Origin of the sequence: Blastomonas sp. AAP25, assembly GCF_001295965.1 — a bacterium.
Taxonomy (GTDB): Bacteria; Pseudomonadota; Alphaproteobacteria; order Sphingomonadales; family Sphingomonadaceae; genus Blastomonas; species Blastomonas fulva.
In genome coordinates, this window is the sequence record NZ_LJHP01000010.1 from 32,965 (window position 1) to 53,558 (window position 20,594).

Below are 20,594 nucleotides of genomic sequence, written 5' to 3' on the forward strand. Positions count from 1 at the left end.
ACCACCGGGCCTGTCCGTTGCGCGCGCAGCAGACCGCTTTGTCGAAAAAAATGGGGAAGCAAATGAAGCGTGTGCCAGGGTTTATCGGGCTTGCCTGCTGGCTGTTTACCGGCAGCGCCGTGCTGGCGCAGGACGCCAACGAGCTGAAGGTCGCCGAGGAGGCCGAGGAAACCCCGCTGCCCGACGACGAGCAGGCCTATTTCACCTCGCTCACCTGGCGCAACATCGGCCCCGATCGTGGCGGCCGCTCGATCTCCGCCACCGGCAGTGCGGCGCGTCCGAACGAATATTATTTTACCGCCGTGGGCGGCGGGCTCTGGAAGACCACCGACAGCGGCGTCAGCTGGAAGCCGATGACCGACGGCAAGCTCGACACCGCAGCGGTGGGCGGCGTCGCGGTGTGCGAGGCCAACCCCGATATCGTCTACCTCACCACCGGCGAGACCCAGCTGCGCGGCAACATCCTGCCCGGCAACGGTGTGTGGAAATCGACCGACGCCGCCAAGACCTGGACCAAGATCGGGCTGGCCGACGTGCAGAATTTTGCCCGGGTGCGGATCGATCCCAAGGATTGCGACACCGCCTATGTCGCAGGCTTCGGCCATTATGGCGAACCCAATGCCGAACGCGGCGTCTTCAAGACGACTGATGGCGGCAAGGCGTGGCGCAAGGTGCTGTTCCGCGATGCAAAGACCGGCGCGGTCGATATCTCGATCGATCCGAAAAACCCGCGCACGATCTATGCGGCGCTGTGGGAAGCCTGGCGCAAGCCGTGGGGGATGAGCTCGGGCGGGGAGGGCAGCGGGCTGTTCCGCAGCAGCGACGGCGGCGAAAGCTGGACCGAGCTGACGCGGATGCCCGGGATGCCGCAGACCGGTTTGATCGGCAAGATCGGGGTCAGCGTCTCGCCGGTCGATGCGAGCCGCGTCTATGCGATGATCGAGCATGCCAGCGAAGGCGGGCTTTACGTCTCGGACGATGCCGGTGCCAGCTGGCGGCGCGCCAACGACAGCGGCGATCTGCGCCAGCGCTCGTTCTATTACTCCCGCCTCGTTGCCGATCCGGTTGTCAAGGACCGGGTCTATGCGCTCAACGTCGAGTTCTTCCGCTCGGACGATGCGGGCAAGACGCTGACCAAGATCAAGACCCCGCATTCGGACAATCACGACCTTTGGATCGATCCTGCCAACAACCAGCGGATGATCGAGGCCAATGACGGCGGCGCCAATGTCAGCGTCAATGGCGGAGAGAGCTGGACCAAACAGGCCTATCCGACCGCGCAGATGTATCGCGTCTCGATCAGCAAGCATTTCCCGTATTTCGTCTGCGGCGGCCAGCAAGACAATTCGACGATCTGCGTGCCCTCGCGCGACTGGAAGCACGTCAATGCGCTGGGCGGCGGGCAGTACGGCTTTGCCGCAGGCGGCGGCGAAAGCGGCTATGTCACCAACGATCCCGCCAACCCCGAGATCTTCTATGCGGGGAGCTATGGCGGCACGCTCGATCGCTATGACCGCAGGACCGGACAGAGCCGCGCGATCAACGTGCTTCCCGACAACCCGATGGGCTATTCGGCCAGCGATGTCGCCGAGCGCTTCCAGTGGACGTTCCCGATCGTCTTCGATCCGCACGATCCGCAGAGCCTGTATGTGACCTCGCAGCATGTCTGGCGCACCCGCAACGAAGGGCAGAGCTGGGAGCGAATCAGCCCCGACCTGACTCGCGCCGATCCCAAGACACTGGGCGCATCGGGCGGACCGATCACGCTCGACCAGACCGGGGTCGAAACCTATGCGACGGTGTTCGCGCTGGCCCCTTCGCGGCGCGAGCGCGGGCTGATCTGGGCGGGCTCGGACGATGGTCTTGTGCACCTCACCCGCGACGGCGGCACCGACTGGGTTAACGTCACGCCCCGGCGGCTGCCCGCAAACCTCAAGATCACCACGATCGAGGATTCGCCGCACGCCGATGGCACGGCATACCTCACCGGCCACCGCCACCTGCTCGGCGATTTCGCGCCCTATGTGATGAAGACCACCGATTACGGCCGCAGCTGGACGTCGATCACGGCGGGCATTCCCGCCGACGAGATGGCGCGCAGCATCCGCGAAGACCCCAAGCGCCCCGGCCTGCTGTATCTCGGCACCGAACGCGGCGTGTGGGTGTCGTTCGATTCGGGCAAGCGCTGGAGCAAGCTGCAGCGCAACCTGCCTGCGGTGCAAGTCTCGGATCTGGCAGTGACCGACAACGATCTGGTGATCGCCACCCACGGCCGCTCGTTCTGGGTGCTCGACAATATCGGCGTGCTGCGCCAGCTCGAGAACGGTGCGCCGCGCAGCGAGCGCCTGTTCGCGCCCGCGCCTGCCGTGCGCGATGTCGACGAGGGCGTCGCGATCGACTATTTCCTGCCCGCGCGGCCCAAGCAGCTGGCGCTCGATATCCTGGGAGCCGATGGCGCACTGATCCAGAGCTTTGCCGGCAACCCTGTCGACCCCAAGAAGAAGGACGACAAGGACGAAGACGAGGATGACGATCCGTTCAAGCCCCGCCCGGCCCAGACCACGACGATGAAGCCCGGCCTCAACCGCTTCGTGTGGAAGATGCGCCATCCCGGCTTCACCGACTTCCCCGGCATGATCCTGTGGACCAGCCGCAACCGCGGCATCACGGCGGTGCCCGGCCAGTATCAGGCGCGGCTGACGGTGGATGGAGAGGTCTTCACCCAGCCGTTCGAGATCCGCTCGGACCCGCGGCTTGTCGGGGTGACGCAGGCCGATCTCCAGGCCCGGTTCGACTTTTCCAGCAGGGTGAGCCAGCGGGTAAGCGAGGCCAATGCGGCGGTGCTGCTGATCCGCGGCATCAAGGAGCAGACCGCTGCAGCCGCGACCGATCCCGCAGCTGATGCAGCACTGCGCGGCCAGCTCTCAGACTTCGACACCCAATTGGGGGCGATCGAGGCGCAGCTCTATCAGGTGCGCAACCGCTCGCGGCAGGATCCGCTCAACTATCCGATCATGCTCAACGACAAGCTCGCCGGGCTGATCGGGGTGGCAGAAAGCGCCGAGGCGCGGCCGACCGACCAGAGCCTGGCGGTGTTCGCGACCCTGTCAGGCCAGCTCGATGCGCAGCTGGCGGCGCTCGATCGGCTGATCGGGGGTACCCTGCCGACGCTCAATGCCGCGCTCGGGGCCGCCGGGCTGGCGCAAATCGTCCGCCGCCAGCAGGAGGTCCCGCCGCCTGCTGCGCAAGCCGAGTGAGACAGGGCGCGCGGGTGGCGTTCTGCCCGCGCGGCTGGTGTCCGGTCAGGTCGAAGCCGCAAGCGCCCGGGCGCGGCGCTTGCGGCGCTTCACCAGCAGCGGCTTGATGAACATGTACGCCCCCGTGGCCCACAGAACGAGCAGCGCGATGCCGGTGGGCAGCGACAGCAGATACTTGCCCCAGTCGCCCAGAAAGCTGAAATCGTGCAGCGTCTCGAGGAAGTCTGAGGTGCGATAGCCGGTCTGGAGCACCTCGAGCGTGTGCAGATCGACCTGATATTCGGTGCGGTCGTTGAGGATCAGCTTGGCGAGGCCATCGCGCGGGCGGACATCGATGCGATCGACATCCCGCCAGCCGACCTTACCCCTGCCGGGCTGGGTGGCGACCGCTGCAAGCAGCCGATCGAGCGGAGTTGCGGGCAGGCCGGGCGCGCTCGCTTCGGCGGACGGCGGCTGCAGGACATCGAAATCCTTCTTGAGTGACAGCAGCACGCCGGTGACCGCGACCATCGCCACGGTGACCAGCGTGAACGCGGTGAGCCAGTAATGTACCAGACGCAGTGTGCGGCCCATCGACTTTTTCTCCATGGCAAAGCGGGAACGATCGGGCGTGTGTCCCCGGTCCGGCAATGCGCGATCCTGGAGGGGCGGTTCAGCAGCAGCGACAAGACTCCGCTTGCTGCAATGCCATCAGGCGAAGGAACTTGCCCGCAGGAGGGGGGAGACGATCCGTCGTTCGGGGCTGATGCGCTTCTTTTGGTTTAAGCGAGGCACCCGCGATCAGGCGCAGCAACCCAAGCCCAGGCCGCAGCACGCGCCAATCGCGCAGCATCCGGCAGCCAGCAGCTGCCCGACCGGGCCGGGTGCCGCAGCGAATGCCGCGCTGGATGACACGATCAGGCTGACGGCAGCAATCTTTGCAATCTTGAACACGGTTCGCTCTCCTTGGGCGTGACATGCGCGCCGCTGGGGTTTTGCCTTGGGCTGTGACGCAGACTATCTGCTCTGCCGCGTCCTGCCAATCGCCTTTTCGTGGCGCAGTCCGCATGCGCTCTCACATCCGGTCGCCCAGCAGCATCCACAGCGCCATCGCCACCATCATCACATTCTCGGTCAGCGAGACGAACCCCAAAGGCACCCGCGAGGAGCCTCCCACACAGGCGCACTTGATATCGCGCTTCTGCACATAGACCGCGTAGAAAACCGATACCGCACCCACGGTTCCGATGAACAGGGCGGTCGGGATCGACACCCAGTCCAGCGCGCGCGCCAGCATCAGCACACCCGCCAGCGCCTCGGCAAACGGATAGAGATAGGCATAAGGCAGCCATCTGCGCGCGAGCAGGTCATAGCCCAGGAACATGGTGGCAAAGGAATCGAGGTCCTGCAGCTTGGGCACCGCAAGCAGGCACATGGCCACTGCGATGAAGGTCTCGAGAATCATCGGCGACAATATCGTGCCCATCGTCAGCCAGCTGATCGCACCCGCCATCAGCGCGGCCATCGCGAACAGCGCCATGACGGGCACATAGGATATGGCATCGGGGTCCTTGACCGGCTTGCCCAGATGCCGCCGCAGATCGTCGTTGCCGCCGATCCGCACGCCGTCGATGAAGGTCTGTGGCGTAGTCTTGACGCCGTGCAGCGCCTTGAATGTGTCGGTCTCCTCGCGGGTCCTGAGCCAGTGGTCCTCCACCGCAAAGCCCTGGCTCTGGAGCAGATACCGGCTCTTGATGCCATAGGGGCAGATGTGCTTGTCCATCACCATGCGATAGAGCACGGCGGTCTTGGTGCTGGTCATTTCTTGACCTTCTCGAACAGGTCGATCAACTCGTTGAACTTGATCCGCTGTTCGGCGGCATCGCCCGAAGCGATCGCCTCCGAGACGCAGCAGGCGGCGTGATCCTTGAGGATTTCGCTCTCCGCTTTCGACAGCGCGGCCTTGACCGCCTGCATCTGGTTGAGGATGTCGATGCAATAGCGGTCCTCCGCCACCATCTGTGAAATCCCGCGCACCTGGCCCTCGATCCGTTTCAGGCGGTTGAGGATTGCCGTTCTGTCCTTTGCCATCGTCTAGACTCCGATTTTGGCTTGAATACCATAGGGGGGTATAGTATTTGCCACCGAAAGGATAGGCAAGAGCAGTGCGCAAAGATTTTTCCAGACGTTCCATCCTCACCGGCATTGGCGGCGGCATCGGCGTGCTCGCCGTGCCCGCCTGGGCGCAGGGTCACAGCATGCATGGCGGCAGCCATGGCAGCGGCGGTCCGCGCATTCCTGCGGGGTTCGACGAGGTTCGCGGCCCGGAGGTGAACCTGTCAATCGGCAGCGGGCATCGCATTGTCCAGGGGCGGCGCGGGCCGGGGATCGCGGTCAACGGCAGCGTGCCGGGTCCACTCATACGCCTGAAGGAAGGCGACACGGTCCGGCTCAACGTCACCAACACGCTCGGCGTGGACAGCTCGGTCCACTGGCATGGCCTGCTGGTGCCGTTCCAGTATGATGGCGTGCCGGGGATCAGCTTTCCGGGGATCAGGCCGGGCGAGACCTTCACCTACACCTTCCCGATCCGCCAGTCGGGCACCTATTGGTATCACAGCCATTCGGGTCTGCAGGAGCAGTCGGGCCATTACGGCCCGCTGATCATCGAGCCCGCAGGCGGCGAGACGATCGCCGTCGACCGCGACTATATCCTGCTGGTCAGCGATTTCACCACCCACGACCCGCATTTCATCATGAAGCGGCTGCGGACTGGCGAGGGCTATTTCAACCGCCAGCAGAACACCATGACCGACGATTACGCGATGTCCGGCGAAGAGCGGCGGATGTGGGGCCAGATGCGGATGATGCCCACCGACATCGCCGACATCGGCGGCAAGACCTATACCTTCCTTGCCAACGGGCGTGGCCCGCAAGAGGGCATGGAATATCTGTTCAAGCCCGGCGAGCGCATCCGCCTGCGCATCATCAATGGCGCGGCGATGACCTTCTTCAACATCCGCATCCCCGGTCTGCCGATGACCGTGATCGCGACCGATGGCCAACGGGTCCGCCCGGTCGAGGTCGACGAACTGCAGATCGGCACCGCCGAAACCTATGACGTGATCATCGAGCCGGGCGCGGCGCCTGCCTACAGCATCGTGGCCGAATCGATGGACCGCTCGGGCATGGCGCTGGCGATGCTGGCAAGCGCGCCCGGGCTGCGCGCCGCGGTCCCCGCGCTGCGCGATCCGCCTCTGCTGACCATGGCCGACATGGGCATGAACCATAATGATGGCGCGATGGATCACGGCGCGATGGCTGACGGCGCAATCGATCATGGCACCATGGATCATGGCGCTACCGATGGCGGGGCGATGGACCACAATGCTGGCAGCATGAGCATGCAGGGCATGAAGATGCGCGATACTGCGCTGCTGCCACCCGATGTCGCGATCGGACCCGGCATCGACATGGTCTCGATGGCCCCGGTCGACAAGATGGGCGATCCGGGGCTTGGTTTGCGCGATGTTCCGCACCGCGTGCTCACCTACCGCATGCTCGCCGCCGCCGAGCCCGCCGCCGATGCGCCCGAGCCGAGCCGGCTGCTGGAGCTTCACCTCACCGGCAACATGGAGCGCTATATGTGGTCGTTCGACGGGCGGATGTATTCCGCGGTCAGCGACGTTCCGATCCGCTTTGCCTGGAACGAACGGGTGCGGGTGAAGCTGGTCAACAACACCATGATGGCGCACCCCATCCATCTGCATGGCATGTTCTTTGAGATGGTCAACGGCCAGCCCGCCGCGTTGCAGCCGCGCAAGAACACGATGATCGTCCAGCCGGGTGCGAGCGCGCAGTTCGACCTTACCGCCAACGAGCCGGGCGACTGGGCATTCCACTGCCACCTTCTGTATCACATGCACGGCGGGATGATGCAGACCGTCACCGTGATGGGCCCGGAGGCGGCGTCTTGATCCGCTTTGCGATAGCATCCCTCGCGGTGCTTGCGCTGACGACGCCTGTCCGCGCGCAGGATCACGCCGCGCATACAGCAGAGCCGGACCCGCATGCCGGGCACGCTATGCCGGCGGCCGAAGCTGCGCCCGGTGACCCCGCAAGCATGGACCACGGCACGATGGATCATGGAGCCATGGATCATGGCACGGTGGATCATGGAGCCGTGGATCATGGCACGATGGACCACAGCGCGATGGATCACACCTCTGGCGGTGAAGCGCCGCCATCGCCCGGGCCCGACATGGAAACCCCGCCACCGCCGCAAGCCGGAAGCGGTCCGCCGCGCGCGGCCGACGCCATCTGGGGCGCAGAGGCGATGCGCGCCTCGCGGCTCGACCTCCAGCAGACGCATGGCGACTACAACCTGTTCTGGTTCCAGGCCGATCGTGCCGAAATGCAGGTGCGCGATGGGGCCGATGGCTATCTGTGGGATCTGCAGGGCTTTTATGGCGGCACCACGCACAAGTTCTGGTTCAAGAGCGAGGGCGAAGGCAGCTTTGGCGAGGCGATCGAGGATCTCGAGATCCAGGCGCTGTATTCGCGCGCAGTCGCGCCGTTCTTCGATCTGCAGGCGGGCGTCCGCCAGGACCTCGCCGGACCCGATACGACGCATGCGGTGGTCGGGATCCAGGGCCTGGTGCCGTACATGTTCGAGGTCGATGCCGCCTTGTTCCTCTCGCATCGCGGCGACCTTACCGCGCGGCTGGAGGCCGAGCTCGACCAGCGAGTCACGCAGAGCATCCTTATCCAGCCGCGCGCCGAGCTCAACCTTTCCGCGCAGGATGTGCCGCAGCTCGGCATCGGTGCAGGCATCGACAGCTTCGAGGTCGGCGTGCGGCTGCGCTACGAGATTATCCGCGAGATCGCGCCTTATATCGGCGTGGAGCAGACGTGGCGCGCCGGCCGCAGCGCCGATTTTGCCCGCGCGCGTGGCGAGGACCCCAGCGTCACCAATTTTGTCGCGGGTATCCGGCTTTGGTTCTGAACAGGAAGGACAACATGATGCGTCTGAATTCGCTTTTCGCGCTTGCCGCAGCTGGCGTCGTGGCCCTAGCCGCGCCCCTCGCCACGTCGATGCCGGCGATGGCACACACCAAGGTCGTGGCCTCGTCGCCCGCGCAAGGCGCAACCGTTGCCAAGCCCAGGCAGGTCAGGCTGACCTTCAGCGAAGCGCTGCTGCCGCCGACGGTCGCCACCAGCATCGTGATGACCGCGATGCCGGGCGTGAAAAACCATGGCGAAATGGTCATCCGCAACTTCACTTCCAGCTGGTCCGAAAGCAACAAGACGCTGACCCTTAGCCTGCGCCAGCCGCTGCGCGCCGGAAGCTACGACGTGCGCTGGCAGGCGGCGGGTGCGGACGGGCACCGGATGAAGGGCGCGGTCAGCTTCACCGTCAGCTGATCCGATGACCGCCGACTGGCTGTTCCCGGCGCTGCGGTTCGCGCAGTATGCGGTGCTCCTCGGCCTGTTCGGATCGCTGGCGTTTCGCATGGTCGGGCTGCAGGGGCTCACGCCTTTCCTGCGGCCCGCGACCGGGCGGGTCACCATGCTCGCTGCCCTGGCTGCGCCTTGCATCACGGTTGCGGTGATGCTGGTGGGCATTGCCCGGATGATGGGGCAGGCGCTCGGTGATCTCGATGGGGCCACCATCACGGCCATGGTGATGACGACCGACATGGGCACCGCGTTTCTGGCAAGAACGGCTCTTGCAGCGGCGGCTGCGGCCGTATTGGCGCTGGTGAGGCCAGCGCGGCGATCGCAGATCATCGCTGCCTGCCTGTACGCACTGGCGCTGCTGACGCTTACCTGGAACGGTCATGCCGCCGCGAGCGAAGGCTGGCCGGGGCTGGCGCACCGGCTGAACGATGCGACTCACCTGCTGGCGGCAGCATTGTGGATCGGTGCGATCGGATGGTTTTCGCGGCTGGTGTGGACAGCGCACCGCGATCCTGCGCCCATCCCACCGGAGCCGCTATTGGATGTCCTGCACCGCTTTGCGCCCTTGGGGCTGGCGCTGGTCGCGGTGGTGGCGCTGACGGGAACGATCAATGCGCATTTCATCTTCGGGATCGAAAACAGCTTGGCCGTGCTGCAGACGTCCTATGGCTGGCTGCTGGTCGCAAAGCTGGTGCTGGTTGCGTTCATGCTCGGCTGCGCGGCCCGCCACGCCCGGGCTGCCGCGCAATCCGCAGGCGCGTCAGGTCGCGAACCGGCGATGAGCAGGGCAGGGCTGGCGCAGCTTCGGGCGAGCCTGGTGGCAGAGCTGCTGCTTGCCGGCGGGGTCCTGGGCCTCACCGCGTTTGCAGGGCTGGCCGCGCCGATGGCGGGCTGAACCGATTATCGGGATGATGCGCGATGATGCAGGCGCGGGAGCATTGCCGACCCTGGTCGGGTGACGCACCAGCCTTCCAAAGCTGCGACCCTTGGAAAGTCGATGCGCCACCCTGTCTGTGGGCTTGGTGGGTGTCATTCAAGCCACAGCAGGCATTGAGCAGGGATGGGCAAATGGGTTCGGGGAAACCGCTTCGGCCCGCTCAATCTGGAAGCCTTGATGCCACAAAATCTGATCGATGAAATACGAAATGATGGCGCGTTCTTGATAGACGCCATCTATCGGCTGCGCGCCCGCGGCCCAGCGGGCGCGTGGGGCGCGGTGCGCGCGATCGTGCAAATGCGCCGAGGCAGACGATAGGTCTCGACAGCCCGCGCGCTTTATGGTGTCTTTATCCCCCAGGCTGCGACGTGTCGGATCAACAGGAGACCTTATGGTACGAGCCGCATCAGCAGCCCTCCCCCTGATCGATCGCGGCAGCCTGCGCCAGTTGGAAACACACTTTATCGCGCCGGAGATCTACCGGCGCGACGATCTGGCGCGGCGTCAGGGTCAACTGGCCCAACTGATCTCGGACCGGGTGATCCCCCAGCTTTTGCGGCTGCACAGCGATGTCGTGCCCGATGCACCTCCGGTCGAGGTGGTGGTCAAGGCGTTGGCGCCCGACCGCGACGACATCACGGGGCTCGCCGACATCATCCTGGGCAGCGATCTCGAGGCGGCGGTGAGCTATGTCACGCTGCTGCGCGAGCGCGGCCTGTCGATGGATGCGCTGTTCGTCGAACTGCTCGAGCCCACCGCGCGCCATCTGGGCGAGATGTGGGATCATGACCTGTGCGATTTCATCGACGTGACCCTGGGCGTGGCGCGGCTGCAGAAGCTGCTCGCGGCCTTCAACAACTCGCATATCGCACCCCAGCTCGACAGCCGGCGCGCGGTGCTGATGGCGATGACCCCCGGGGACCAGCATTTCTTCGGCGTCACCATGGTCGAGCGGTTTCTGCTGGCGTCGGGCTGGAAGGTCAGGACCGAAACCTCGGCGAGCGCTGCGGAAATCGCGGACGCGACTCAAGGCAGCTGGTTCGCGGTCGCCGGGCTGACAGCGGGCTCGGAACAGATGATCGACAGCCTCACGACGACGATCGCCCGGATCCGGCAGCAGTCGTGCAATCCGCATATCGGCATCATGGTCGGCGGCCCGATCTTCACCGCCAATCCCGCGCTGGCGGCGGAGGTCGGGGCCGACGCCACCGCGCCCAATGCCCCCACGGCGGTTCTGATCGCGCAAAAGCTGTTCGACACCGCGATCGCCCGGCAGGGCCCCCGAGCAGCCGGATAATCCCGAAGGCCGCGCGAGTCCCCGCCGACCGGCGGGTCAGCGCCCGGACGACTGCAACGCTGCGAGCGCAGGGTTAGCCATTACTTCCTCGGCGACATAGCGTGCGGCCTGTTCGGCCTGTTTGCGCCCCAGATGCCAGTCGAGAATCTGCATGCCCTGCACGATCGGCGGGCTGAGCAGAATGTCGTCCTCGCGCAGCATCGATCGCGAGGCGATACGGCTGGCGACCACCATCGATCGCTGCATGATCTCGACGATGGACGGAAAATCGCTGTCCGACTTCCGGCGCAGCAACAGGTCGCGGATCAGCTGCCCGCGGCGGCGCAGCGAATGATAGGCGGCCTTGATCCGCCAGGTCTGCCCCGCCTCGCCCAGCGTGACGACGATGTTGGGGCCCGATTTGAGCGCGCGCATCGTCACCACCGGCACATTGTCCAGCACCCCGCCATCGACCAGGATGTTGCCATCGGTATCGATGAAAGGCGGCAGGATGGTGGGCAGCGATCCGGACGCGCGCACTGCATGCCATAACGGGCCGCGGCGGTGGACGTGCAGGTCGTTGGTGGACAGGTTGGTCGAGATCGCGAAGAAGTTGATCGGCTGGTCGGCGATATCGGCATTGCCATAGCGCTCTTCCAGCTCGGCATCGAACACCGCCGGGTCGAGCAGCGAATGGATCGGCACGGTGAAGCGCCGCATCGCCTTGGCATCGATGAACATCGCCTCCATCTGGTCGAGCGTGCGCGGAACGGTGAGCCCTTGCGCGATCGCGGCCCCCATCGCCGCGCCCGCGCTGGTGCCGCCGATCAGGTCGATCGGCACGCCCGCCTCCTGCAGCCCGCGCACGATGCCAAGATGCGCGCAGCCCAGCGCGCCGCCACCCGCCAGCACCAGCCCGACCGCGCGTCCGGTGAGGAACCGCGCGACACGCTCGAAATCCGCCTCGCTGTCGCGCGCGACATGGTGGTGCAGATGCGGGTCGCGTCCGGCAAGCCACGCGGCGGTGCCGCTCACCGGCTGATCGGCGCGTTCGCGGACCAACAGCAATGTGCGGTTGGGCCCCTCGATCGCGGCGCAGCCTGCCATCTCGAGCGGCGCCAGCGCGGGGCTGCAGCCAGCATCGGCGACCATCAGCAGGCCATCGGCGTTGCGGCACACCAGCGCCCCCCATTCGGCATCGCCGCTGGCATCGATCAGCAGGTATCCGCGCCGCGCCTCGTGCTCGCGCAGCCAGGCCTGATAGGCGCTGGCCGGGCCCGGCGGCACGTCGCTCTCGCGCACCAGCATCACCTGGCGGTCATCGGGAATGGTGCGGCGGATGGCATCGGCAAGCCGCCGCAGCAGCGCAGGATCGGTCCGGCTGCCCCCGCTGGGCACCACCGCGATCACCCGCGGCAGTCGCGCCTCCATCGGCGGGGTCTTTGCGGTGACCGCGGCCAGCCGCTGGGTCACCGCGGTCAGGATTGCCGGCACAAGCTGCGGATAGGCGGCGACCACCATGTCATAGCATTCGCGGTCGAGCGCCATCACCACGCTGTCACGGCTGGCCTGCAGCGTTGCGGTGCGGGTACCGCCACCGAAAAAGGCGAGCTCGCCCACGGGCTCGCCCGCCTCGATCTGCGCGACCGCCTTGCTGCCCATGGGGGTTTCGATCAGCACCCGCAGCCGCCCGGTTTCCAGGAAGTAGAGCGTATCGGCGGCATCGCCCTGCCGCACCAGCGTTGCGCCCGCCGGAACGTCCAGCCGGTGCGCCTTCTGGCTCAGTGCATCGATCGCAGCCTGGTCGACATTGGCGAACAGCCCCGATTGCATCCAGTCGCGCAGGCTCCCGTCCGCATCATGCTCTCCCGGCTGCCCCATTGCCATTCCTGTCGCTCCGTCAGTTGCGCCCGGTCTGCAACCGGGAAACCTCGTGCTTTTTCAAGATCGTTGATCCCGGTCTAGCGCAGCCCCCGGCAAAACAGAAGCCCGTCGGCAGGCATGCTGCGCTTTGCGACCAGCCGAGCAACCCTTTGCCGGTTCATCCCTTGGTGGGGGGCTGGCCGGGCCGCCCCCAAACCGCCTCTTGGCCCGGTCAGCAGCCCCGATACCGACCCGGTCAATCCAGGGATGTCGGGCAGGGCATGAGGCAGACAGGCAGAAGGAGCAATTCCCATGAACATGCAGGCTTCCACACTCGCAAGCGGCAACGAAACCATCTCGAGCGATCAGGTCGATGGCACCGCCGTCTATGGCAGCGATCGCGAAAAGATCGGTTCGGTGACGAACATGCTGATCAGCAAGCGCGAAGGCAAGGTCACCGACGTGATCGTGTCGGTCGGCGGTTTTCTCGGCATCGGCAGCGAGCTTCACAGCCTTCCCTGGTCGAAGTTCAGCTATGACACCGACCTCGGCGGCTATCTGGTCAACGTAACCTCGGACCAGCTCAAGAACGCGCCGAGCTTCTCGGATTCGGACCGCGACCGCGCGATGAACCGCGACTATCAGTCGAGCGTCTACGACTATTGGGCGGTCAAGCCTTACTGGTGATCGCCTGAGCGACCATCACTGAACGAAATCCGGGTCGGGGAGCGCGTGCTTTCCGGCCCGGCTTCGTCTGGTCCGTGGTGATCGGAGTCCCGCAAAGAGCTTGCGTTCGAACCCGTGCTGGTCCTAAGCGGCGCGGCGCTGTGTGGCGCGTGTTTTGCGGGAACGGCTCTCTTCATGCTCAAACGGCTTTACCACTGGACCCTCGCCAAGGCGGCGCACGACAAGGCACCCTATTGGCTGGCCGCGATCAGTTTCATCGAATCGAGCTTTTTCCCCATTCCGCCCGATGTCATGCTCGCCCCGATGTGCCTGGCGCGGCCGCAAAAGGCGTTCCAGTACGCGCTGATCTGCACCATCGCATCGGTGCTGGGCGCGCTGCTCGGCTATGCCATCGGCTTCTTCCTGTTCGAGACCATCGGCCGGGCGATCCTCGATTTCTATGGGCTGGACGGCCAGTTCGAGGCGTTCAAGACCAGCTTCAACGAACAGGGCTGGCTGATCGTGCTGCTCGCAGGTTTCACGCCGCTGCCGTTCAAGGTGATCACCATCGCAGCCGGCGCGACCGCGATGCAGCTTTACGTTCTGGTCGCCGCCTCGATCATCGCGCGTTCGGCGCGGTTCTTCCTGGTCGGCGCGCTGCTGTGGAAGTTCGGCCAGCCGATGCAGGACTGGATCGACCGCAACTTCGCGCTCGCCACCACTGCGGTGGGCGTGCTGTTCGTCGGCGGCTTCGCGGCGCTGAAGTTCGTCTTCTAGTCCGCTCCGACACTTCCCGATATCTGCAGGAGCGGTCCTGGCCGCAGGCAGTGCGGCGCCTGCCTGCCCAGAACGCGAACCCGCGTGACAGGGTTCGTCCGGCCTTTTAGGAAGAACGCGGCCTGACGACGGGAGGGGATGCCACGCGATGATGATGCAGGGGCTGTTTTTGCTGCTCGGACTTGTCCTCCTGATCGGCGGGGGTGACATCCTGGTTCGCGGCGCGGTGCGGATTGCAGAGCGGTTGCGGCTGTCTCCGATGCTCATCGGCCTGACGGTCGTCGGCATGGGAACCTCGATGCCCGAGCTCGCCGCCAGCGTGCAGGCCAGCCTGGCCGGATCGCCGGGCATCGCGCTGGGCAATATCGTCGGATCGAACATTGCCAACGCGCTCCTGATTCTGGGCGCGGCGGCGCTGATTGCCCCGATCGCGGTGCAGAGCAAGGCGCTGTGGCGCGATGGCGGGGTTGCCACGCTCGCCGCCATGGCCTTGCTCGCAGCAGGCGCGAGCGTCGGGCTGTCGCGCGCTGCGGGCTTTGCCTTCCTGTGCGCGATGGCGGGCTATATCTATTTTGCCTATCGTCAGGAGCGCGCGGGCGCCCCGCATGGCGCTGCCTATGACCGTGCGATCGCGATGGAAGAGGTCGATCCTGCGCTGGTTCCGCACGACAAGCCGACCGCGAGTCTGGCCACGGCGCTCGCGCTGTTCGCCGTCGGGCTGGCGCTGATCGTGGCAGGAGGCGTGGTGCTGGTCGATGCCGCGATCCAGATCGCGCAGCAATTGGGAATCAGCGATGCGGTGATCGGTTTGACCATCGTCGCGATAGGCACGTCGTTTCCCGAACTGGTCACATCGGTGATCGCGGCCTATCGCCGGCAGGGGGATATCGCGCTGGGCAATGTCCTGGGATCGAACATCTACAACATCCTGTTCATCGGGGGGATCACCGGGGTGGTCGCACCGACCGCTGTCCCGGCGAGCATCATGGGGTTCGACCTGTGGGTGCTGCTGGCAACCTCGGTGCTGGTCATGGTGCTGGCACTGACCGGCAGAAGGCTGGGGCGGATCGAGGGCCTGACCCTGGTTGCGGCCTATTGCGTGTATCTCGGCTATACCGTCAGCCTCGCCTGAGCGGCGGGCGGCGCACGCTAGCCGCGCTTGACCAGCAGCGCCTCATAGCAGCTGCGCAGCGCAGCCGGGATCGGCTTCGATCCGTTGGCATCGGTCAGCACCAATGTCGTGACGCAGGTCGCGACGCACGCGCCGTTCTGGAACGCGGCCGAGCAGATGTCCCAGCTTGAGGTTCCGATCCGCAAGATGCCGCTCATCACCTCCACTGGATCGGGGAAATGCGCTTCTGCGACATAGTCGATCGCGACCGAGGCGATCAGCCAGCGTTCGCCGGGCTGGCGGCGTTCGAGCCCCAGATTGCGGTTGAACCGCACCCGGCCATTCTCGAACAGCGCCGCCATCGCGACATTGTTGATATGGCCGAGCGGGTCCAGATCCTGGAAGCGCGTCTCGGTTACCGTGCTGAACGGATAGCTTTCCGGATCGCGCTGCCAGGCTTCTGATTTGGGCATAAGGGAAGTTCCGGTCGTGCCTTACAGCGAGCGACCGATGAGCTCCTTCATGATCTCGCTGGTGCCGCCGAAGATGCGCGTCACGCGCGCCCCGCGCCAGGCCCGGGCGATCGGATATTCGTTCATGTAACCCGCACCGCCGTGCAGCTGCAGGCACTTGTCCATGATTTCCCACTGCAGCTCGGTGTGCCACAATTTGGCGGCAGCGCCTTCGACCGCAGTCAGCTCCTTGGTCGCGTGGCGGTTCAGCGCCCAGTCGAGATGCGCCCAGCCGACCTGCAGCTTGGTCTTGAGGTCGGCGAGCACGAAGCGGGTGTTCTGGAAATCGAACACGGTCTTGCCGAACGCCTTGCGGTCCTTCACGAACGCGACGGTATCGTCATAGGCCTTCTGCGCCGAAGCCTGGGCCGAAACGGCAATCGACAGGCGTTCCTGCGGCAGCTCGCTCATCAGATAGATGAAGCCCTTGCCTTCCTCGCCGAGGCAGTTGGTCATCGGCACGCGGACGTCGTTGAAGAACAGCTCCGAGGTATCGGCGGCGTCCTGGCCGATCTTGTCCAGGTTGCGGCCGCGGGCAAAACCTTCGCGATCGGCCTCGACGAGGATGATCGACACGCCCTTCCAGGCCGGCTGCACTTCGGTATCGGTCTTGGCGCAGACCAGGATCAGGTCGGCGTTCTGGCCGTTGGTGATATAGGTCTTCGATCCGTTGATGACGTAGTGGTTGCCATCCTTCTTCGCGGTGGTGCGGATGCCCTGAAGGTCGGAACCCGTGCCCGGCTCGGTCATCGCGATCGCGGTGATCGTCTCGCCCGAAACCAGACGCGGCAGCCACTTCTGCTTCTGCTCTTCCGAGCCGTACTGGACGAGATAGTTGACCACGATGTCCGACTGCAGCGAGAAGCCCAAAGGCGATCCGCCGAAATATGCGGCTTCCTCGTTGACGATGGCGTTGTAGCCGAAGTCGAGGCCCAGGCCGCCATATTCTTCCGGAACGGTGGGGCACAGCATGCCGAGCTCGCCTGCCTTGGGCCAGATTTCACGCGGGACAATCTTTTCCTCGTCCCATTTCACCGCATTGGGCGCGACTTCTTCCTGCATGAAGCGGCGGACGGTCTGGCGGAACGCCTCGTGATCGGCGTTATAGGCGGTTCGGGCTAGGGCATCGAGCGACATGGCATCTCTCCGGTTGTCTGTTGGCGCGCGATTCATGCCGCGCAGCACGTCAGCGGGTCTAGCGCCGCGTTAACGTAAACGTCAATCGCTATTTAATCGCTCGGTTAACCTGGCGACGGCGCGACCCGCTCAGGCCTGATCGCGTCCGCGCGCCATCACCGCCAACCGCGCCTGTTCGACCGATTCGGGGCGCACCTGACCGTTGGCGGCGGTGGACCGATCGGCTTCCAGCGCCAGCGCCTCGGCAAGCGGCAGGGCATAGCCATCGTCGATCAGCGCCTTGTAGGCAGCGCTCATGCCCCGGTCGATTCCCGCCATGTCCCGCGCCAGGGCGATCGCGGCGGGGAGCAGCGCATCGGGCTCGACCACCCGGTTGACCAGCCCCCAGCGTTCGGCGGTGGCGGCATCCAGAAAATTGCCGGTCAGCGACAGCTCCTTGGCGCGCGATATGCCGATCATCCGAGACAATTTCTGCGAGAGCCCCCAACCGGGCATGATGCCGACCCGGGCATGGGTATCGGCAAAGCGGGCGTTGGTCGACGCGATCAGCACATCGCAGGCCAGAGCCAGCTCGAACCCGCCGGTGATCGCGACGCCGTTGATTGCCCCGATCACGGGCTTGGCGCACTGTTCGACGGCCTTGACCGGGTTCTCGGCGGGATCGGTGGCATTGGCCGCGCCGAGGCCGGCGGTGCTCGCGCCCAGCTCCTTCAGGTCGAGCCCGGCGGTGAAGGCGCGGGTGCCCGCGCCGGTGAGGATCACCGCGCGCACTGCATCGTCATCGGCCACCGCGCGCATGGCTGCAGCGAGCTCTGCGCGCAGAGCGGCCGACAGCGCGTTCATCGCTTCGGGCCGGTTGAGCGTCACCACCGCCACGCCCTGTGTGATCTCGGTCAAAATCAGCGGCATACAGGCTCCTTGTGCGCGGCAGGCCGCCAAGGCTATCGGGCGTGCTCGCCATCGGCAAGGGCTTCGCGCGCGCATCGCTGCGGGCGGGGTGCGGGCGACCGGCACCGTAGCGGCACCCCGGTGGCTGCGCTGGCGGCGGGAAGAGGATGCTGCGCAACATAAAAGGGCGCAAAAGCTTGCCCAAGCCCGTCCGGCAAGGCTATGCATGGCTGCAGGGGCGTCTTCAACCAATCAGGCCGGAAACCGGCGCGAAGATAGCGGAAAACCACCAGCGGCCGCAGCAATGCGTCCGCCAGCCAAGGGCCTGTCGATGACCGAAAAGACCAACGTCCAGTTCACCGAGCGCGAGGCGCTGTTCTTTCACTCTTCGGGCCGCCCGGGCAAGATCGAGATCATCGCCTCCAAGCCGATGGCGACCCAGCGGGATCTCAGCCTTGCCTATTCGCCCGGCGTGGCCGTTCCCGTCCGCGCCATCGCCGAGGATCCGTCCAAGGCCTATGACTATACCGCCAAGGGCAACCTCGTCGCAGTGATCTCCAACGGCACCGCGATCCTGGGCCTCGGCAATCTCGGCGCGCTGGCATCCAAGCCGGTGATGGAAGGCAAGGCGGTGCTGTTCAAGCGCTTCGCCGATGTCGATTCGATCGATATCGAGGTCAACACCGAGGACGTCCAGCGCTTCATCGAATGCGTCGAGCTGCTCGAGCCCAGCTTCGGCGGCATCAACCTGGAAGACATCGGCGCACCTGCCTGCTTCATCATCGAACAGGCGCTGAAGGAGCGGATGAACATCCCGGTCATGCACGATGACCAGCATGGCACCGCGATCATCTCGGCTGCCGGCCTGCTCAACGCCTGCTATCTGACGGGCCGCGATTTTGCCGATGTGAAGATGGTGGTCAACGGCGCGGGCGCCGCTGCGATCGCCTGCACCGAGCTGATCAAGGCGATGGGCGTGCGCCACGACAACGTGCTGATGTGCGACCGTTCGGGCGTGATCTATCAGGGCCGCGACGATCTCGACCAGTGGAAGTCCGCGCACGCTGCCAAGACCGATCGCCGCACGCTCGAAGAAGCGCTCGACGGTGCCGACATCTTCCTCGGGCTTTCGGCGGCAGGCGCGCTGAAGCCCGAGATGGTGATGAAGATGGCGCCGCAGCCGATCATCTTCGCGATGGCCAATCCCGATCCCGAGATCACCCCGCCCGATGCCAAGGCGGCGCGCCCCGATGCGATCATCGCCACCGGCCGGTCGGATTATCCCAACCAGGTCAACAACGTGCTGGGCTTCCCCTTCATCTTCCGCGGGGCGCTCGACGTGCGCGCGACCGCAATCAACGAGGAGATGAAGATCGCCGCGGCCAAGGCGATCGCCGAGCTGGCGCGCGAACAGGTGCCCGAGGAAGTTGCTGCGGCCTATGGCGGTGCGACGCAGAAGTTCGGCGTCGACTACATCATCCCCGCCCCGTTCGACCCGCGCCTGATGGAGCGGGTGTCGGCGGCTGTGGCGCAGGCGGCGATGGACACCGGCGTGGCGCAGAAGCCGATCGAGGACATGGCCGAATACCGCCATTCGCTCAAGAGCCGGCTCAACCCGACCACGGCGGTGCTGACCCAGGTGTACAGCGATGCCCGCGCCAATCCCAAGCGTGTGGTGTTTGCCGAGGCCGAAGAGGAAGTCGTGCTGCGCGCCGCGATCCAGTTCCGCGATGGCGGCTATGGTACGCCGGTGCTGGTCGGCCGCGAACAGCGGGTGCGCGACAAGCTGAAGGAACTCGCGGTCGACGATCCGATGGCCTTCGAGGTGCACAATTCGGTCAATTCGCCTCTGGTGCCGCGCATGGTCGATGTGCTGTACGAACGGCTGCAGCGGCGCGGTTATCTCAAGCGCGACGTCAAGCGCATGGTCAACCAGGACCGCAACATCTTCGGATCGGCGCTGCTGCATCTGGGCGAGGCGGACGCGATGTTGACCGGCATCACCCGTACCTTCGGCCAGTCGATGCGCGAGATCCGACGGGTGCTCGATCCGAAGCCCGGCGAAACCCCTTTCGGCATCCATGTCATGGTCGGCAAGAGCCACACCGTGTTCCTGGCCGACACCACGGTGAACGAGCGCCCCGACGCCGAGGAACTCGCCTGCATCGCGGAGAACACCGCACAGGTCGCCAAGAGGCTGGGGCACGAGCCTCGCGTCGCGTTCCTGTCCTATTCCAACTTCGGCAATCCTTCGGGCCGCTGGCTGGACAATATCCGCGACGCGGTGAGCATTCTCGATCAGCGCGGGGTGACGTTCGAATATGAAGGCGAGATGTCACCCGATGTCGCGCTCAACCCCAAGCTGATGGCGAACTATCCGTTCTGCCGCCTGTCGGCACCGGCGAACGTGCTGATCATGCCCGGGCTGCAATCGGCCAACCTCTCGGCCAAGTTGCTGCGCGAGCTGGGCGGTGACGCAATGATCGGACCGATGCTGATCGGCATGGAAAAGCCGGTGCAGATCGCCGCAATGTCATCGACCGCTGGCGACCTGCTGACGCTGGCGCTGCTCGCATCGTCGGGCGTGGTGGGGTGATAGCGCAGTAGTGCACCGATCTCTCCCCTCCCGCTTGCGGGAGGGGTGGCCGCAGGCCGGGGTGGGCCAGTCCGGCGTAGATATCAGGCCCACCCCGTCTTCGCCTGCGGCTCAGCCACCCCTCCCGCAAGCGGG

General features: G+C 65.5%; 19 protein-coding genes. 11 read left to right on the top strand and 8 right to left on the bottom strand.

What is annotated here, in order from left to right; translation table 11 throughout:
- Nucleotides 1-62: 62 nt before the first annotated feature.
- The gene (locus IP68_RS10075; RefSeq protein ID WP_054134858.1) at nt 63-3,257 is read left to right on the top strand and encodes a glycosyl hydrolase; all 3,195 of its coding nucleotides are present in this window, start codon (nt 63-65) and stop codon (nt 3,255-3,257) included.
- Between the two features lie 45 nt (nt 3,258-3,302).
- On the opposite strand, the gene IP68_RS10080 is transcribed toward IP68_RS10075, so the two are convergent.
- The 4 genes from IP68_RS10080 to IP68_RS10090 all read right to left on the bottom strand — a co-directional run bounded on the left by IP68_RS10080 (nt 3,303) and on the right by IP68_RS10090 (nt 5,327).
- A complete protein-coding gene (locus IP68_RS10080) occupies nt 3,303-3,830 on the bottom strand; it encodes a PepSY domain-containing protein (RefSeq protein WP_197275774.1) in 528 nt (175 codons plus the stop codon).
- Between the two features lie 207 nt (nt 3,831-4,037).
- Complete coding sequence (locus IP68_RS20470) at nt 4,038-4,190, bottom strand: hypothetical protein (RefSeq protein WP_162892460.1); 153 nt, start codon at nt 4,188-4,190, stop codon at nt 4,038-4,040.
- Between the two features lie 121 nt (nt 4,191-4,311).
- Entirely contained in the window at nt 4,312-5,058 is a 747-nt protein-coding gene (locus IP68_RS10085) for a MauE/DoxX family redox-associated membrane protein (protein WP_054134860.1), read from the bottom strand.
- The gene (locus IP68_RS10090; RefSeq protein ID WP_054134861.1) at nt 5,055-5,327 is read right to left on the bottom strand and encodes a metal-sensitive transcriptional regulator; all 273 of its coding nucleotides are present in this window, start codon (nt 5,325-5,327) and stop codon (nt 5,055-5,057) included. The genes IP68_RS10085 and IP68_RS10090 overlap by 4 nt, the downstream gene beginning before the upstream one ends.
- Nucleotides 5,328-5,401: 74 nt before the next feature.
- On the opposite strand from IP68_RS10090, the gene IP68_RS10095 reads away from it, so the two are divergent.
- The 6 genes from IP68_RS10095 to IP68_RS10120 all read left to right on the top strand — a co-directional run bounded on the left by IP68_RS10095 (nt 5,402) and on the right by IP68_RS10120 (nt 10,930).
- Complete coding sequence (locus IP68_RS10095; protein ID WP_054134862.1) at nt 5,402-7,213, top strand: copper resistance system multicopper oxidase; 1,812 nt, start codon at nt 5,402-5,404, stop codon at nt 7,211-7,213.
- Entirely contained in the window at nt 7,210-8,241 is a 1,032-nt protein-coding gene (locus tag IP68_RS10100) for a copper resistance protein B (RefSeq protein ID WP_054134863.1), read from the top strand. Before IP68_RS10095 ends, IP68_RS10100 begins: the two co-directional genes overlap by 4 nt.
- Nucleotides 8,242-8,255: 14 nt before the next feature.
- Nucleotides 8,256-8,660, top strand: coding sequence for a copper homeostasis periplasmic binding protein CopC (gene copC, locus IP68_RS10105; protein ID WP_231683900.1), 405 nt, complete (start codon nt 8,256-8,258; stop codon nt 8,658-8,660).
- 4 nt (nt 8,661-8,664) lie between these two features.
- Nucleotides 8,665-9,591, top strand: a complete 927-nt coding sequence (locus tag IP68_RS10110) for a CopD family protein (protein ID WP_054134864.1) — start codon at nt 8,665-8,667, stop codon at nt 9,589-9,591.
- 165 nt (nt 9,592-9,756) lie between these two features.
- Nucleotides 9,757-9,951 (top strand): hypothetical protein, encoded by a 195-nt coding sequence (locus IP68_RS10115; protein ID WP_054134865.1) that lies wholly within the window; start codon nt 9,757-9,759, stop codon nt 9,949-9,951.
- A 73-nt stretch (nt 9,952-10,024) separates the two neighbouring features.
- The gene (locus tag IP68_RS10120) at nt 10,025-10,930 is read left to right on the top strand and encodes a B12-binding domain-containing protein (protein WP_162892459.1); all 906 of its coding nucleotides are present in this window, start codon (nt 10,025-10,027) and stop codon (nt 10,928-10,930) included.
- A 36-nt stretch (nt 10,931-10,966) separates the two neighbouring features.
- Here IP68_RS10120 and IP68_RS10125 read toward each other — a convergent pair whose 3' ends face one another.
- Nucleotides 10,967-12,790 carry a cyclic nucleotide-binding and patatin-like phospholipase domain-containing protein gene (locus IP68_RS10125; protein ID WP_054134867.1) on the bottom strand — a complete coding sequence of 608 codons (1,824 nt, stop codon included), beginning with the start codon at nt 12,788-12,790 and terminating at the stop codon, nt 10,967-10,969.
- A 294-nt stretch (nt 12,791-13,084) separates the two neighbouring features.
- Between IP68_RS10125 and IP68_RS10130 the strand changes: the two genes are divergently transcribed.
- The 3 genes from IP68_RS10130 (at nt 13,085) to IP68_RS10140 (ending at nt 15,347) form a co-directional block, all read left to right on the top strand.
- Nucleotides 13,085-13,459, top strand: coding sequence for a PRC-barrel domain-containing protein (locus IP68_RS10130; protein ID WP_069051060.1), 375 nt, complete (start codon nt 13,085-13,087; stop codon nt 13,457-13,459).
- Between the two features lie 174 nt (nt 13,460-13,633).
- Entirely contained in the window at nt 13,634-14,215 is a 582-nt protein-coding gene (locus IP68_RS10135; protein ID WP_054134868.1) for a YqaA family protein, read from the top strand.
- Between the two features lie 148 nt (nt 14,216-14,363).
- Nucleotides 14,364-15,347, top strand: a complete 984-nt coding sequence (locus IP68_RS10140; RefSeq protein WP_054134869.1) for a calcium/sodium antiporter — start codon at nt 14,364-14,366, stop codon at nt 15,345-15,347.
- A gap of 17 nt (nt 15,348-15,364) precedes the next feature.
- Here IP68_RS10140 and IP68_RS10145 read toward each other — a convergent pair whose 3' ends face one another.
- The 3 genes from IP68_RS10145 to IP68_RS10155 all read right to left on the bottom strand — a co-directional run bounded on the left by IP68_RS10145 (nt 15,365) and on the right by IP68_RS10155 (nt 17,884).
- Nucleotides 15,365-15,799 carry a thioesterase family protein gene (locus IP68_RS10145; RefSeq protein ID WP_054134870.1) on the bottom strand — a complete coding sequence of 145 codons (435 nt, stop codon included), beginning with the start codon at nt 15,797-15,799 and terminating at the stop codon, nt 15,365-15,367.
- Between the two features lie 21 nt (nt 15,800-15,820).
- Nucleotides 15,821-16,975, bottom strand: a complete 1,155-nt coding sequence (locus IP68_RS10150; protein WP_054134871.1) for an acyl-CoA dehydrogenase family protein — start codon at nt 16,973-16,975, stop codon at nt 15,821-15,823.
- A 129-nt stretch (nt 16,976-17,104) separates the two neighbouring features.
- Nucleotides 17,105-17,884, bottom strand: a complete 780-nt coding sequence (locus IP68_RS10155) for an enoyl-CoA hydratase (protein WP_054134872.1) — start codon at nt 17,882-17,884, stop codon at nt 17,105-17,107.
- Nucleotides 17,885-18,194: 310 nt separating this feature from the next.
- Between IP68_RS10155 and IP68_RS10160 the strand changes: the two genes are divergently transcribed.
- Nucleotides 18,195-20,459: an NADP-dependent malic enzyme gene (locus IP68_RS10160; RefSeq protein WP_054134879.1), complete on the top strand. Its 2,265-nt coding sequence runs from the start codon at nt 18,195-18,197 to the stop codon at nt 20,457-20,459.
- The last annotated feature ends 135 nt before the right edge of the window (nt 20,460-20,594 follow it).